The organism is Bacillus sp. GW821-FHT11D08, assembly GCF_058808515.1.
On the sequence record NZ_JBXARS010000001.1, the window covers coordinates 301,813 to 317,189 of the forward strand.

A 15,377-nucleotide genomic window follows, 5' to 3' on the forward strand; every position below is an offset into this window, starting at 1 on the left:
TATGGGTAAGGAATACGATTGATGGGGATTCTTAGTCATATAGGGTGCGCCCCATTTCGAAAAGGAGTGAATCATAGTGTCAGAAGAAAAAATTTATGATGTGATCATTATCGGCGCGGGTCCGGCGGGGATGACCGCTGCTGTTTACACATCACGAGCGAACTTATCCACATTAATGATCGAAAGAGGAATTCCGGGCGGCCAGATGGCCAACACGGAGGATGTTGAAAACTATCCGGGTTTTGAAAGCATTCTCGGCCCTGAACTTTCTAATAAAATGTTTGAACATGCGAAAAAATTCGGTGCGGAATATGCGTACGGCGATATTAAAGAAATCGTTGACGGCAAAGAATATAAAACGGTCAAAGCCGGTTCAAAAGAATATAAAGCGCGTGCCATCGTCATTTCTGCCGGAGCGGAATACAAAAAGATCGGTGTTCCCGGCGAAAAAGAACTGGGCGGCCGCGGCGTATCGTACTGCGCGGTTTGTGACGGCGCATTCTTTAAAAATAAAGAGCTTGTCGTTGTCGGCGGCGGAGACTCCGCCGTTGAAGAAGGCGTCTATCTGACACGCTTCGCTTCAAAAGTCACCATCGTTCACAGACGTGACAAATTGCGGGCGCAAAGCATTCTTCAGGCGCGTGCCTTTGACAATGAGAAAATTGACTTCAAATGGAACAAAACCGTAAAAGAAATCCATGAGGAAAACGGAAAAGTCGGCAAACTTACTCTTGTGGATACCGTGACGGGAGAAGAAGAAGAATTCAAAGCTGACGGCGTCTTTATTTATATCGGTATGCTTCCGCTTTCTAAACCGTTCGAAAACTTGGGCATCACAAATGAAGAAGGCTACATTGAAACAAACGCTCAAATGGAAACAAAAGTTCCAGGCATTTTCGCCGCGGGAGACATCCGTGAAAAAACGCTCCGCCAGATCGTAACGGCGACAGGCGACGGAAGTATTGCGGCTCAAAGCGTTCAGCATTATGTGGAAGAGCTTGAGGAAACGCTCAAAACCGTTAAATAATCACTGTAATGTTCAGTTTTTGAATCGTTACTGTGTTTTAATTACGCTGTAACACGGGTGAAACACTGATGTCTTAAGATGAATGTAGTAATTGACCCCCTTTTTAATGAATACACTTTGGCACGGATTCCAGTATCCGTGCCCTTTTTTTGCGATTTTCTGTTTTCTGTCAAATAAAAGAAAAGGATGTCGGTGTCTCTGCATTGTGAGAGACATGCCGAAACGGTATAATGAAGAGACGATGATTTGTTGAGAAGGTTAGGTGACGTACTTGTGCAAAGAGTGACAAATTGTGTGCTGCAGACAGATGATCAGGTTCTCCTTCTCCAAAAGCCGAGACGGGGCTGGTGGGTCGCGCCCGGCGGGAAGATGGAAAGCGGCGAATCCGTCAGAGATTCCGTCATCAGAGAGTACAGAGAAGAGACGGGCATTTATATACTAAATCCGCAGTTAAAAGGCGTGTTTACCTTTATTATTAAGGAACAGGAACAAATCGTGTCAGAGTGGATGATGTTTACTTTCGTCGCCGACTCGTACACGGGGCGAAATGTCGTTGAATCAGAGGAAGGCGTTCTGAAGTGGCATGACGTAAAAGATATCCACAGCCTTCCGATGGCCCCCGGAGACGGGCATATCCTTGATTTTATGATCAAGGGCCAAGGGCTTTTGCACGGCACCTTTACGTATACGCCGGACTTCGAGCTGCTCAGCTATCGTTTAGATCCGCAGCTTATCAAATAAAAGAAAGACCGCAGGGGGGAGAAAGATGAGTATGAATGAAAACCATGATATTCAGCTCGTCATCATTACGGGAATGTCTGGAGCGGGGAAAACCGTCGCCATTCAAAGCTTTGAGGATCTCGGCTATTTTTGCGTCGACAATCTGCCGCCTTCCTTGCTGCCGAAATTTTTGGAGCTGATGAAAGAATCAAGTTCAAAAATGAGCAAGGTCGCGCTTGTCATGGATCTGCGGGGACGTGAATTTTTTGACAGGCTGATTGAGGCGCTGGATGAAATGGCGGAAAATCCGTGGATTACACCGCGCATTCTCTTTTTAGACGCTAAGGATTCCATCCTTGTGACGAGATACAAAGAAACGAGGCGTTCTCACCCGCTGGCCGCTACCGGGCTTCCTCTCGAAGGAATCGCGCTGGAACGCCAGCTGCTTGAAGAATTGAAAGGGCGCTCTCAGCTGATCTATGACACATCGGATATGAAACCGCGTGATCTGCGTGAAAAAATCGTGGCGCATTTCGCCACGAACCAAGGTGAAACATTTACAGTGAACGTAATGTCATTCGGGTTCAAATACGGGCTTCCGATAGATGCCGACCTCGTGTTTGATGTAAGGTTTCTGCCGAATCCGTTCTACATTGAAAGCATGAGGCCGCTTACGGGGAAAGATGAGGAAGTGTCATCCTATGTGATGAAGTGGAACGAAACACAAAAGTTTATTGAAAAGCTTGTTGATCTGCTCGGCTTTATGCTTCCGTCTTATAAGCGGGAAGGTAAAAGCCAGCTTGTCATCGCGATCGGCTGTACGGGCGGCCAGCACCGCTCCGTCACGCTCGCTGAGTATTTGGCTGACTATTTTAAAAAAGATTTCTATACTCATGTCACTCACCGGGACATTGAAAAGAGAAGCCGGAAATGAATAAGAAGCCGAAAATCGCAATCTTCGGCGGCGGAACGGGTCTGTCCGTGCTGCTTCGGGGGTTAAAGCAAAAGCCCGTTGATATTACGGCGATTGTGACAGTTGCTGATGACGGCGGAAGTTCAGGCCGTCTGCGGGATGAACTTCAAATTCCGCCGCCGGGTGACATCCGTAACGTACTGGCTGCTTTGTCAGATGTTGAGCCGCTCGTTGAAAATCTGTTTCAGCACCGTTTCAACAAAGGAAGCGACTTAACCGGACATTCGCTCGGCAATTTGATTTTGGCAGCGATGACAAATATAACCGGTGATTTCTTTCACGCTGTCACCGAAATGAGCAAGGTGCTGAATGTCCGCGGCAGAGTGCTGCCGGCTGCCAACACCAGTGTCGTTCTTCACGCTGAAATGGAGGACGGGCAGGTCGTCTCCGGAGAATCGACAATCCCTTCTTACGGCCAGCGGATTAAACGGGTGTTTCTTACGCCTGAAAAAATTGATCCGCTCCCGGAAACGATTGACGTCATCCGTCAGGCCGATTTAATCATTATCGGTCCGGGAAGCCTGTACACAAGCATTCTTCCGAATCTGCTCGTACCGAAAATCGGAGAGGAAGTCGTCAAGGCTGCGGCCAAAAAAGTATATATATGCAACGTCATGACGCAGCCCGGAGAGACGCTGCAATACAGTGCGGCCGACCATGTCAAGGCGCTGAACGATCATATGGAGCAGCCGTTTATCGACACGATCTTAATCAACAATGAGGAGATCCCTGACGAAATCAAAAGCAAATATGCGAAAGAGCTGGCCCGGCCCGTCGACTTCAATGTTGAAAAGCTGAAATCCATGGGGCTTGAGGTCATCAGGGATCAGATTATCACGTATAAAAATGGCGTAATCCGTCACGATACACATAAAGTGGCTTCTCTTCTTGTCGATTTATTAAGGGACTAGAGGCCTTTTGAAATGAGGTGGCTAATATGTCATTTGCATCGGAAACAAAAAAAGAACTGACGAATCTGGAAGTGAAGGACTGCTGCGCCAAGGCTGAGCTGTCCGCGCTGATTCGGATGAACGGTTCCCTGTCATTTTCAAACCGCCATCTCGTGCTTGACGTTCAAACCGAAAATGCGGCGATTGCCCGCCGCATTTATACATTGCTGAAGAAACAATATGATGTATCGGTCGAACTGTTAGTCAGAAAAAAAATGCGGCTGAAAAAAAACAATGTTTATATTGTGCGCTTTTCTGAAAATGCAAAGCTGATTTTAGAGGAATTGAAAATCCTCGGAGAGAACTTTGTATTTGAACGGAATATTTCTGAGGAACTGGTGGCGAAACGCTGCTGCAAACGTTCTTATATGAGAGGGGCGTTTTTGGCGGGGGGATCTGTGAATAATCCCGAAACATCGTCATACCACTTGGAAATCTTCTCGCTTTATAAGGAACATAACGATTCATTATGCGCGCTGCTGAATGAATTTCATCTGAACAGCAAAACGCTTGAACGGAAAAAAGGCTATATTACGTATTTAAAAGAGGCGGAAAAAATCACTGAATTTCTGAATGTCATCGGCGCTCACAATTCACTGCTGCGTTTTGAAGATGTGCGGATTGTCAGAGACATGAGAAACTCAGTGAACCGCCTCGTCAATTGTGAAACAGCAAACTTAAACAAAACCATCGGGGCTTCGCTCAGACAGGTGGAAAATATTAAATACATTGATGAACGGATCGGTCTTGAAGCGCTGCCGGAAAAGCTTCGCGAAATTGCGCAGCTGCGGATTGATTATCAGGAGGTCACGCTGAAAGAACTGGGGGAAATGGTTGCAAGCGGGAAAATCAGCAAATCCGGCATCAATCACAGGCTGAGAAAGCTCGATGAAATCGCAGAACAGCTGCGTACAGGACAAAGCATCACTTTGAAATAACCGTACAGAAAAGGGGAGATCTTATGGTTCAGGGGAAAGTGGAAGTGCGTTTAAAGACGGGATTGCAGGCGCGCCCCGCTGCATTGTTTGTACAGGAGGCAAATCGTTTTGCATCAGATGTGTTTCTTGAGAAAAACGGCAAGAAAGTGAATGCCAAAAGCATTATGGGATTAATGAGTCTGGCTGTCAGCACGGGGACGGAAGTCACTCTGATCGCTGAAGGCGACGATGAAAAGGAAGCGCTGGAAAAGTTGTCCGCTTATGTGCAGGAAGAAGTGTAAACACTTTGTAAGGGGGACGGAACGATGAATGAGTTTCTGAAAGATTGTTATCAGACGATAGGCTGGGAAAAGGATTCCCTCGATTTCAGCAACCTGCCGGAGTTTTTAAAGGCGCTCGCGTATCGGTTTCCGTTTGAAAATCGCGCTGTTTTGTCCAAAAAAGAATATGACGTCACGAAAGAAGGACTGTGGCGGCACATGGTGAAGGAACCTCATGGCGGCCTTTGTTATGACTTGAACGGACTGCTTTATTTCATCCTGAAAGATGCCGGATTTGATGTCAAATTGATCCGCGGAACGGTCTGGAAAAACGGCTGGGCTCTGCCCGGCACACATGCGGCCGTACTTCTTTCCGCCGGGGAGAATGAGTACATCGCTGATGCAGGCTTCGGCCTCAATCTCGCCATGCAGCCTGTGCCGATGTCGGGAGACGAGACGGTATCAGCGGCCGGAGCGTTCCGCGTGAAGATAGAAGAGACGGAATTCGGGACATACCTGCTTGAAATGAACAAAGGGGACGGCTGGCAGACAGGTTACGCATTTTCGCTTGAAGAAATCGATGAAAAGGACCTCAAGTCTATGAAACAAACAATCTTTGAACATGAACGCTCTCCTTTCAACAAACGCCTGCTTGCTTCTAAGCGGACACCGGAAGGGCACATGGTTCTGTCTGAACGCAATATAACAATAAAAAAACACGATGGCACGGCGGAAAACAGCAGAATAGACCGGTCAGAGTTTGAAGAAAAATTCACTGCTCATTTTATATGAAGCTCGCAGGTTCTCTGCAAAAAAAACGGCCTCCGCAGGGAAGCCGTTTTTTGTATGTGTTTATCTCATTTTTGTAAAGGTTTGATAATGATCTGTCGTCTTATAAATCAGCCAGTCGCTTGAGTAAAGAATCCGGTCTGAATTTCTGAAGCCTGATGTATAGTTAATATCCGCTTCACGCCACGTCCGTCCGCTTTTGGCAGGGAGTTTGCCTTCCCTGTTTGAGAAGATGTCTCCGCCGATGCTTTTCCCCGGAGCAACGTCTGCAAGATTCCCCTTTGATGCAACCCAGCCGAGGGCCTGCGCTTCTGACTTTGTAATGTAATTATCAGGAAGCTTATGATAGGTCTGAAGATAATCCGCAACCCCGTCAAACGTGTTGATAACCTGTGCTTCAGTGTGCGCCTTGTGAGAAGATGTATCCGTCTTGGCAGCCGTGGAAAACAGCATCCCCGCCGCGGAGAACAGCACCAGCAAACAAACGGAAATCCACGATAATCGTTTTTTCAAAGCAATACCTCCCATTTTTATCATGTGAAGCTGATTCCTTTTCATTGTATCAGCATCGAGAGAAAGGAATAGAAAGAATTTAAAAATAGTTCTTTTGATCTAGCAAAAAATAAACCCCGGCTGAAACGGCCGGGATTTTTCATCTCATTGAAATTCCTTCGTGAGGTTTTTCGGCGTTTTTCCGTATACGGCGTCAATCATGTTTTGTGCGGCTTGCTTGAACATATTCAAACGGATTTTTGCCGTTGCTGACCCGATATGCGGAAGCAATGTGACGTTTTCCAGCTGCAGGAGCGGATTGTCTTCGGCGATCGGCTCTTTTTCAAACACATCTAAACCGGCGCCTTTTATCCAGCCCTCCTGCAATGCGCGGATGAGCGCTTTCTCATCAACCGTCTTTCCCCGGGAAATATTGACGAAACATGCCGTATCTTTCATCAATTTAAATTCCCGCTCTCCCATCATATGATACGTTTCGTCAGTAAGCGGCGTAATTAACAGCACAAAGTCTGATGTTTTCAGCAGTGTATCTAAGTCGGCATATGTAACCCCGAGTTCCTTCTCAGCGTCCGGTTTTCTGCTGCGATTATAATACAGCACGTCCATATCGAAGCCGAATTTTGCCCGTTTGGCAGCTTGTTCACCGATTCTGCCCATGCCGATAATTCCTAATGTCTGATGGTGGACATCCATACCGAAAAGAGATTCTTCCTCAACGGTTCCCCATTTGCCGGCGCGGACGAATCGATCCAATTCGGCAACCCGTCTGGCGGAAGACAGAATTAATGAAAAAGCCAGATCAGCGACAGTGTCATCTAAGGTGTACGGCGTATGCGTACCGACAACCCCGCGTCTTTTCATTTCTTCAATATTAAAATTATCATAGCCGACAGAATTATTGCTGACGACCTTCAGCTTCGGCGCGTGATCCAGTAAATCACTGTCAATCGCCGTTCCGGATGTCAGCAGCCCTTCAGCATCTTTCATTTTTTCGTACAGTTCCTCTTTTGGAATGGTATCTTCTTTCCAGATGTCATAGCGGCAATGCTCGCCTATCATTTGCTCGACTTCCGGCGGTACCGGTTTCGCGATGAATACATAGGGTTTCAACGGGCTTCTCCTCCTTTGTCTTTCTTCTCTATTTTATTATATAAGAGAAGCGGTAACGTGAGAAATATTCAAACGCATCACGATAAATTTCTGGTTCTTTTGAACTTAAAATGAAAGAAAAAGAAATGTACATGCTTGATTTCTCCAAACAATAACAGAATCCGCCTATATTTCTGAAGGCAAAATGAGCGGAACCGCTGTTTTTAAAAGCTTTATAGGTTGGTGTAAAGATAAATTTTATTATTTTTGAAAGATATAAATGAACATAATCTGAATTTACAGTTAAATTATCGTGTCTTTTTTTGAAAGCGCTTTTGAGGCCTTTTTCTGTGCTATAATTCCTTACTGTAAGCTGGGTAAGAAGGCTTGCAATACAATCGGATGGGAGATGAATAGAAAAATGGTTTCTTTATCAAGCATTTTGGAGCACAACCAGCAGTTTGTCCAAGAAAGGAAATATGAACCTTACCAAACGACAAAATTCCCGAAAAAAAAGCTTGTCATCGTATCCTGTATGGATACAAGGCTGACGGAGCTTCTGCCGCAGGCGATGGGACTCAGAAACGGCGATGCCAAAATCATAAAAAACGCGGGAGCCATTGTTTCTCACCCATTTGGAAGTGTCATGCGGAGCATTTTGGTTGCCGTTTATGAACTGCAGGCAGAGGAAGTCTGCATCATAGGTCACCGCGAGTGCGGAATGTCGGGATTAAATGCAGCTTCCATATTAAATAAAGCGAAAGAGCGCGGCGTGGAAGACAAATGTCTCAGCCTTCTGCAGCATGCGGGAGTCGATTTGGAAACATGGCTGACCGGTTTTCACAGCGTCGAAGAAAGCGTGGCCCACAGCGTGAATATGGTCAGGCATCATCCGCTCTTGCCTGAAGAGGTGCCGGTGCACGGGCTGGTGATCGATCCGGGGACGGGGACGCTGGATGTAGTCGTTGACGGTTATGAAACAGTCAAAGGAGGATGCAGCTGACGATGCAATTTACCGGCAGATATCAGGGATACAATTTGCAGAAATTTCAGAAAGACCTAATCGCGGGAATTGTGGTCGGAATTGTAGCGATTCCACTGGGAATGGCCTTTGCCATCGCCTCGGGGGTCGGTCCGGAATACGGGCTTTACACCGTTATTGTGGCCGGAATTCTGATTTCGCTGTTGGGCGGCTCTAAATATCAGATCGGCGGGCCTACGGGGGCGTTTGTTCCCATTTTATTTGCCATTGTGATGCAGTATGGTTTTGAGAATTTACTCGTAGCCGGTTTTATGGCAGGCGTCATGCTCGTCCTGTTTGGCGTATTTAAGCTCGGAAAGATTATGAAATTCGTGCCGAAGCCGGTGATCGTCGGATTTACGGCCGGAATCGCGGTGCTGATTTTCTCGGAGCAGATTGCCCATTTTCTCGGTCTGCGCGATATCCAAAAGCATGAAAGCTTTATCCTCAACATTGCGGAAATAGGCAAGAAGATCGGAACCCTTAATTTATACAGCATCCTCATCGCGGGAATTGCTTTGGCCATTTTGCTGTTATCAGCCAGGCTGATGCCGAAGATTCCGGGCGCGCTTGTGGCGCTGCTTGTCTCTACAGCCGCGGCGGTCGTGTTTTTTCCTGACAAAATGGCGACAATCGGTTCTGCTTACGGGGAAATCCCGCGGCAGCTTCCGGCTTTCCAGCTTCCTGATTTCTCAATCGATAACATGATCATGATGTTTCCGTCGGCTCTGATCATTGCGCTTCTCGGCGGACTTGAGTCCATATTATCGGCGATGGTCGCGGACAATATGAAAGGATCACGGCATGACAGCAATAGGGAGCTTGTCGGGCAGGGTATCGCCAATATGGCAGCGCCGCTTTTCGGCGGTATACCGGCAACGGGAGCGATTGCGCGGACCGCAACAAATATTAAAAACGGCGCAGTTTCTCCGATTTCCGGTGTTGTCCACGGAGTCACCGTCCTCCTCGTCCTGCTCGTCTTCGCCCCGCTTGCCGTTCACGTACCGCTGGCAAGCATGGCGCCGGTATTGATGGTTGTGGCTTGGAACATGAGTGAGCGGAGGGAAGTCGCCAATATGATGCGGCTGAAAAACACTGATTCATTCGTACTGGCGGCAACCTTTTTGCTGACGGTTCTGTTTGATTTAATCATCGGCGTTTCTGCCGGTCTCGTGCTCGCTTTTGTTTTCTTTATCAGAAAAATGAGCGAATCAACAAGCATCAAAACACCGCATGCCGCTGTCAAATCGGTTAAAAATGATTCGTCCGTCAGCACATATTCCATTGAAGGGCCGCTGTTTTTCGGTTCAATTGATTCACTGGAATCATCGCTGCTGGAGAGGCTTCAGGAAAAGCCGAAGACGCTTATTCTGCTGATGAATAATGTACATTACATGGATACCTCCGCAGAAGCGGTGCTGGGGAATGTGATGAACCGGATCAAACGGCATAACGGGAGATTGATGATCGTCGGATTGCAATCACAGCCGAGAGAGCTGATCCGAAAGACGGGGCTGTTTCATAAAATCGGGAAACAGCATTTCTTTGAGCATCAGGACGAGATAACGGGATAAATTCAGATACGGCCTGTCCATGAAAAAGCGGACAGGCCGTGTTTTTATTCGGTTTCAAAGCGCTTGATCAGTTTTTCCTGATGGGCTTTCATCGCATCTTCTAACGTGATTCCGTACTTATCAGCAAGGATAGCCAGATTTCCGAGGACGTCACCCATTTCTTCAATCAGCTCCTGCCTGCGTTCAGCCTGGGTCGCGTCTTTTTCATCCGGCCGGTCTCTGCCGATTTCATATGCTCTTACCGCTCGGGCGAGCTCACCCGCCTCTTCCATTAAAAAACCGATTCTGATAAATGGCCCGTACGCCGTCCATCCTCGTTTTTCGTAAAAATCTTTCGTCCATTGTTCTGCTTCAGCCATCTGCATGTGAAACACTCCTTATGTCCTGTATGATTCTTATTGATATTATCATATAGAGATGGGACAATATATAGTGTATTTTGATTTATTGATGTACATATATAGATATGGAGATGAAAAAATGAAAACCATTTGTGTATTTGCGGGGTCAAACCCGGGGGTAAATGAAGAGTACAAACGCAAAGCGGCCGAACTGGGTGAATATATGGCGGAGCAGGGAATCGGCCTTGTTTACGGCGGTTCACGGATCGGTCTGATGGGAACCGTCGCCGACGCGTTAATGGCAGGCGGCGGAAAAGCTGTCGGCGTCATGCCGAGCGGGCTGTTCAGCGGAGAGGTTGTTCATCAGAATCTGACGGAGCTGATTGAAGTCAGCGGCATGCATGAGCGGAAAGCGAAAATGAGTGAACTTGCCGATGGGTACATTGCCATGCCCGGCGGCTTCGGAACATATGAAGAGTTATTTGAAGTGCTATGCTGGGCGCAAATCGGCATTCATCAAAAACCGATCGGACTGTACAATGTGAACGGGTATTTTGAGCCGATGATGAAGATGGTCAAGTACAGCATTCAGGAAGGATTTTCGAATGAGTCTCATTTGAAGCTGATACACAGTTCCTCCCGGCCGGATGAGCTGATTGAGCAGATGAATCGGTATACATACCCGATTTTAGATAAGAAATGGCGGGAATTGTAAGTCAGAGGTCTGAAATATGTTTCGGCGGTTGCATCTAATCTATTCTGATGGAAAATTCTCCGCCTATAGAATACCTTTTCTTTCTGGAAATCGTTTTCTCTTTCTCATGCGTATCACACCTTTCTTCAGGATAAGACATATGTATGAGAATAAGATGAGAAAGAGAATGCTGTTGGGGTTGAAAGAAGAACATCCATTTCCTCAGAGGAGATGGATGTTTTGCGGTTTGCAGACTGTATGCGTTTACAACTTTTGTTGCACGAATGTTTCCTCCAATATGAAATCCTGCTGCATCTTTTGTTTTTTTGAACTGATTCCAAATATACCGACTGTCAGTGCACAAAGAAACCAGCAGCCTGTAAAAAACAAGAAAACACTTAAAAATCCGTAGCCTGAATACAGGAAACTGACGACAAAGGGACCGGCTACATTCGCAAGACGTCCTACGCCGTAAGTGAGACCATTTCCAGATGCCCTGGCTTCAACCGGATATAATTCCGGCGTATAGGCATATGCGATTGAACTGAAAGTACGCTCAAACATATGCATGAGAAATCCGCATATGACAATGACCATCGGCAAAGGATTGATGCCGTAAAAGAATCCAAGCGCCATAATAATTAACGATAAAACAGAAATGGCCCACTTTCGATCCACACGGTCAGAGATTTGCGACGCAATGAGAGCGCCCAGCGGGGCACCGATCGTTCCCAGAGTGACGTATACGATAGACTCATCCATTGATACGCCTTCTTTTACCAAAAGGGTGGGAACCCACGTGCCAAAGCCTTGAATTGCAATCGTGGAAGCTGCCCACATCGTCATTAAAACAAAAGTTCTTCCTGCCAAAGGCTTTTGAAATAACGTCCGATATGGAACGGATTTTACAGCGGTTTGTCTGCTTCGCAGAGCCGGAGCTGGTTCAGGCAGTTCACCCTTTTCTTTTTCTGCTTTTGCCTCCAGTTCAAGCAGAATGCGGTGTGCTTGTTCGCTTTTTCCTTTCGTGTCCAGCCATTTCGGTGATTCTTCCAGTTTTCTGGCGATCAGCGGAAAAAAAATACCGACCGCGCCGAATAGAAAGATAAACCGCCAGCCGTAAGAGGCGGACGGCACGACCAATTTAGCCACCCAGCCGGCTGCAGGAATTCCGCATATGCCGATTGTAATACAGATTGCCTGGTACTTACCCTTAGTTGCGGATGGGAAAAATTCGCTGATATACGTACTTGCCACAATCGTTGTGGCGCCGATACCTAAACTCGTAAGAAATCTAAAAACACCGAGTATTTCTGGGTTCCAAGCCAGAGAAGAGAGGAGGGAGAAGAAAGAGAAAAAAGTGACAACCAGAATTAAACCTTTTTTCCTTCCGAAACGGTCTGAAAACCATCCTCCGGCAGAGGCGCCGATAAACATTCCGAAATAGGAGACAGACGTAATAAAAGCGATGGTATGAGTCGAAATGTTCCATTCCTTTAAAAGTGAAGGCGCCGCATATGAAAACGTATTTAAATCGATAAAATCAAAAAAGTAAGCGAATGAAAGGATAACGAGCACTGCTTGATGGGCCCTTGAAAAAGGCAGTCTGTTTAATCGATTAGACGCATTTACATTGATCATCTCGCATTCCTCCGTTTATCTTTGACTTGTCTGAAGACTGGTATTAACCAATGTGATTCAGCGTATTCAGGTTGTAACTTTGCTTTGTAAACACATAGCCTTCAGAGATTTTTCTTGCTGTGCGTACTACTTTAATCGTTGTTCCATCCGGATCAACATCTGCCTCGGTTTCTAAAATGCCGCTTGGATGTCCCAATCGAATCGTTCTGCCATAGAATGAAAATTCAGATAATATTGTATCCTGCAATAGCATACCGGCAGTCGTACAAACCGCCCCTGTAATGGCTAAAGCTTGATGCGGTTTTTGCATGGACATCATACGAATGACAAGATCCATCTCTTCTGCGTGTCTCTTTATCCCTTTTGTATCGATATAATCCGCTGGAGATGAGATTAATGTTAGTTTTGGTACGGCCGGTGATTTTGCAGCAGCCTCATGTCTCGGAGCGAATCTGCATTTCTCGGCTGCAATCGATCGGATCATTTCGAGCTTTTCCAATATATCCGGAGTATATTCATCCGGAAGTTCTAAGCCGGTAAGCCCCGTGTCCTCTGCTTTTACAAAGACAAGCGGATTAGCGTAATCAATAATCGAGACCGAGATATTTCCATACGGTGTATCGAGAACATCAATAGGCTGACCAGTGGGAAACAGCTTACCGGTCACCGCTCCTTCAGCCTGGTGAAATGAAAGATAAATAGGAGAAGCTGTACCTGGAACCCCGGGGATAGAGCAGTCCCCCTGGTAATGAAATGTTCCATTTCTGACTTCAACTTCTGCTACGATCACTTTTTGAGTGTTTGTATTTAACATTCTGACTTTTGTAACCGGCTCTTCAGCTTGAACGAGCCCTTTCTCAATAGCATAAGGGCCTACGGCAGAAGAGATATTTCCGCAATTGCCTTTGAAGTCCGTAAAATGGTCAGTCAAACTGACCTGAGCAAACGTATACTCAACATCCGCATCCTTTCTGGCGGATTTCTTAATAATGGCTGCCTTGCTTGTGAGAGAATGGCCGCCGCCGAGACCGTCAATTTGTCTCTCGTCAGGGCTCCCCATAATGTCTAAAAGAAAATCGCTCCATAGGTTTGTATCGTCTGGCATGTCTTTTTGATGAATAAAAACGCCTTTGCTGGTGCCGCCTCTCATGACGGTTACAGGAACTTTTTCCATGCTGTCTCATCCTTACATCATTTTGTGTGGATAAAAAGGTACCGGTCCCTTTGGAAAATATCGTATGATAAATAAGGATTATAAGTAAAACATATAATTTTTATAAAGTTGAATAAAAAACTTTTATAATAGGAGGAAATTTTATAGCAGAAAAATATTTTGGGGGATTTCATATGGATGAAAAGGATTGGATTGTGCTCATTACATTATTCGAAGAAAAAAATATGACGAAGGCGGCAGAGCGATTATATATGACACAGCCGGCGTTAAGTTATCGGCTCAAAAACCTGGAAGCACAATTCGGAGTGCGCCTTTTTTATAAAAGAAAAAAAGGGATGGAGTTCACTTCAGAAGGTGAACATCTGGTTGATTATTCGAAAGAGATGCTGCAGGAATTCAGAAGAGTGAAGGATGATATGCTCAATATGAGCCATGAAGTCAGCGGGGTTCTCAGATTAGGAGTCTCAAGCAATTTTGCTCAGTATAAGCTCCCGGCGATTCTAAAACGGTTTTCTGATCAGTATCCGTCTGTTCAATTCCACGTCAATACGGGATGGAGTGCGAAGGTGATGGATCTGCTTCATCATTCGGGGGTACACCTTGGGATTATGAGGGGAAATTATGAGTGGCAAGGGGAAAAACAACTGCTAAATGAAGAGAGACTGTACCTTATTTCAAAAACTGAAATCAACAGTGAGGACCTTCCCAAATTGCCGATGATTTATTATCAAACTGATGCTTCTTTGAAAAGTTTGATTCAAAAATGGTGGAATAACCAATTTACTGAACCGCCTTTCATTGCGATGGAGGTAGACAGGCAGGAAACCTGTAAAGAGATGGTGAAAAACGGTCTCGGTTATTCTGTTGTGCCGGAAATCTGTCTTCAGCCTTCTGATGAATTATACACATTGGCGCTATCCTATAAAAATAACGAGCCTGTGATACGCGATACTTGGCTTATGTATGATTCTTCAGCGTTAGAATTATCTGTCGTCAAAGCATTCATTACTTTTTTGAATGGGAATAAAGCATAAAAAACCTGCAAGAGACATCAGCTCTTGCAGGTTTTTTGGCATTACTTCTGGTCTTCTGTATTGCGTGTCAGCACTTTATCGATTAAGCCGTATTCTAAGGCTTCATCAGCTGATTTGAAGTTGTCGCGGTCTGTATCGCGCTCAATGACTTCAAGCGGCTGGCCGGTACGTTCAGCAAGCACTTTGTTTAATTTGTCGCGAAGCAAGAGAATGCGTTTTGCCGCGATTTCAATTTCTGTCGCCTGTCCTTGCGCTCCGCCAAGCGGCTGGTGAATCATAACTTCACTGTTAGGAAGCGCGTAACGTTTGCCTTTTTCTCCGGCTGCAAGTAAAAATGCTCCCATAGAAGCGGCCATACCGATGCAGATCGTGGATACTTTCGGTTTAATGAACTGCATTGTATCATAGATTGCCATACCGGCAGTGATTGATCCGCCAGGGCTGTTAATGTAAATGGAAATATCTTTTTCAGGGTCTTCCGCTTCAAGGAATAAAAGCTGTGACACGATGGAGTTCGCAACGTTGTCATCAATCGCAGATCCAAGCATGATAATACGGTCCTTCAAAAGACGGGAGTAAATGTCATAAGCTCTTTCTCCGCGGTTCGTTTGTTCAATGACTGTAGGTATTAAATTCATAATG

General features: G+C 46.0%; 17 protein-coding genes. 11 read left to right on the forward strand and 6 right to left on the reverse strand.

The features are described 5' to 3' along the window. Positions 1-76: 76 nt before the first annotated feature. The 7 genes from trxB (at position 77) to AC1RRX_RS01560 (ending at position 5,660) form a co-directional block, all read left to right on the forward strand. Positions 77-1,027, forward strand: a complete 951-nt coding sequence (trxB, locus tag AC1RRX_RS01530) for a thioredoxin-disulfide reductase (protein WP_094032595.1) — start codon at positions 77-79, stop codon at positions 1,025-1,027. A 273-nt stretch (positions 1,028-1,300) separates the two neighbouring features. Then, positions 1,301-1,768: an 8-oxo-dGTP diphosphatase gene (locus AC1RRX_RS01535; protein WP_136803276.1), complete on the forward strand. Its 468-nt coding sequence runs from the start codon at positions 1,301-1,303 to the stop codon at positions 1,766-1,768. Positions 1,769-1,793: 25 nt separating this feature from the next. Continuing rightward, entirely contained in the window at positions 1,794-2,681 is an 888-nt protein-coding gene (gene rapZ, locus AC1RRX_RS01540; RefSeq protein WP_012118535.1) for an RNase adapter RapZ, read from the forward strand. After that, complete coding sequence (locus AC1RRX_RS01545; RefSeq protein WP_020956396.1) at positions 2,678-3,631, forward strand: gluconeogenesis factor YvcK family protein; 954 nt, start codon at positions 2,678-2,680, stop codon at positions 3,629-3,631. Before rapZ ends, AC1RRX_RS01545 begins: the two co-directional genes overlap by 4 nt. A gap of 26 nt (positions 3,632-3,657) precedes the next feature. After that, on the forward strand, positions 3,658-4,608 hold the full coding sequence (gene whiA / locus AC1RRX_RS01550) for a DNA-binding protein WhiA (RefSeq protein ID WP_007407421.1): 951 nt from the start codon (positions 3,658-3,660) through the stop codon (positions 4,606-4,608). A 23-nt stretch (positions 4,609-4,631) separates the two neighbouring features. Beyond that, positions 4,632-4,889 carry an HPr family phosphocarrier protein gene (locus tag AC1RRX_RS01555; RefSeq protein ID WP_003151495.1) on the forward strand — a complete coding sequence of 86 codons (258 nt, stop codon included), beginning with the start codon at positions 4,632-4,634 and terminating at the stop codon, positions 4,887-4,889. Between the two features lie 24 nt (positions 4,890-4,913). Continuing rightward, the gene (locus AC1RRX_RS01560) at positions 4,914-5,660 is read left to right on the forward strand and encodes an arylamine N-acetyltransferase family protein (protein WP_007613997.1); all 747 of its coding nucleotides are present in this window, start codon (positions 4,914-4,916) and stop codon (positions 5,658-5,660) included. Positions 5,661-5,720: 60 nt separating this feature from the next. On the opposite strand, the gene AC1RRX_RS01565 is transcribed toward AC1RRX_RS01560, so the two are convergent. Continuing rightward, positions 5,721-6,110, reverse strand: a complete 390-nt coding sequence (locus AC1RRX_RS01565) for a ribonuclease (RefSeq protein WP_223151841.1) — start codon at positions 6,108-6,110, stop codon at positions 5,721-5,723. Between the two features lie 204 nt (positions 6,111-6,314). After that, positions 6,315-7,280, reverse strand: a complete 966-nt coding sequence (locus AC1RRX_RS01570; protein WP_007407418.1) for a 2-hydroxyacid dehydrogenase — start codon at positions 7,278-7,280, stop codon at positions 6,315-6,317. A 400-nt stretch (positions 7,281-7,680) separates the two neighbouring features. On the opposite strand from AC1RRX_RS01570, the gene AC1RRX_RS01575 reads away from it, so the two are divergent. Together AC1RRX_RS01575 and AC1RRX_RS01580 are read left to right on the forward strand one after the other, a co-directional pair. Further along, a complete protein-coding gene (locus AC1RRX_RS01575) occupies positions 7,681-8,262 on the forward strand; it encodes a beta-class carbonic anhydrase (RefSeq protein ID WP_003151503.1) in 582 nt (193 codons plus the stop codon). 2 nt (positions 8,263-8,264) lie between these two features. Continuing rightward, entirely contained in the window at positions 8,265-9,854 is a 1,590-nt protein-coding gene (locus AC1RRX_RS01580) for a SulP family inorganic anion transporter (RefSeq protein WP_060562581.1), read from the forward strand. A gap of 44 nt (positions 9,855-9,898) precedes the next feature. Here the strand turns inward: AC1RRX_RS01580 and AC1RRX_RS01585 are convergent, their stop codons facing one another. Further along, positions 9,899-10,219: a MazG nucleotide pyrophosphohydrolase domain-containing protein gene (locus tag AC1RRX_RS01585; RefSeq protein WP_003151506.1), complete on the reverse strand. Its 321-nt coding sequence runs from the start codon at positions 10,217-10,219 to the stop codon at positions 9,899-9,901. A gap of 115 nt (positions 10,220-10,334) precedes the next feature. Here AC1RRX_RS01585 and AC1RRX_RS01590 point away from each other — a divergent pair, with 115 nt between their 5' ends. Then, positions 10,335-10,910, forward strand: coding sequence for an LOG family protein (locus AC1RRX_RS01590; RefSeq protein ID WP_007407415.1), 576 nt, complete (start codon positions 10,335-10,337; stop codon positions 10,908-10,910). Between the two features lie 243 nt (positions 10,911-11,153). On the opposite strand, the gene AC1RRX_RS01595 is transcribed toward AC1RRX_RS01590, so the two are convergent. Together AC1RRX_RS01595 and AC1RRX_RS01600 are read right to left on the reverse strand one after the other, a co-directional pair. Beyond that, entirely contained in the window at positions 11,154-12,527 is a 1,374-nt protein-coding gene (locus AC1RRX_RS01595; RefSeq protein WP_144463881.1) for an MFS transporter, read from the reverse strand. Positions 12,528-12,570: 43 nt separating this feature from the next. Then, a complete protein-coding gene (locus AC1RRX_RS01600) occupies positions 12,571-13,701 on the reverse strand; it encodes a 2-methylaconitate cis-trans isomerase PrpF family protein (protein WP_007407413.1) in 1,131 nt (376 codons plus the stop codon). Between the two features lie 173 nt (positions 13,702-13,874). Between AC1RRX_RS01600 and AC1RRX_RS01605 the strand changes: the two genes are divergently transcribed. Continuing rightward, positions 13,875-14,735: a LysR family transcriptional regulator gene (locus tag AC1RRX_RS01605; RefSeq protein ID WP_144463882.1), complete on the forward strand. Its 861-nt coding sequence runs from the start codon at positions 13,875-13,877 to the stop codon at positions 14,733-14,735. A 41-nt stretch (positions 14,736-14,776) separates the two neighbouring features. On the opposite strand, the gene clpP is transcribed toward AC1RRX_RS01605, so the two are convergent. Then, the gene (gene clpP, locus AC1RRX_RS01610) at positions 14,777-15,373 is read right to left on the reverse strand and encodes an ATP-dependent Clp endopeptidase proteolytic subunit ClpP (protein WP_003151513.1); all 597 of its coding nucleotides are present in this window, start codon (positions 15,371-15,373) and stop codon (positions 14,777-14,779) included. Positions 15,374-15,377: the final 4 nt, after the last annotated feature.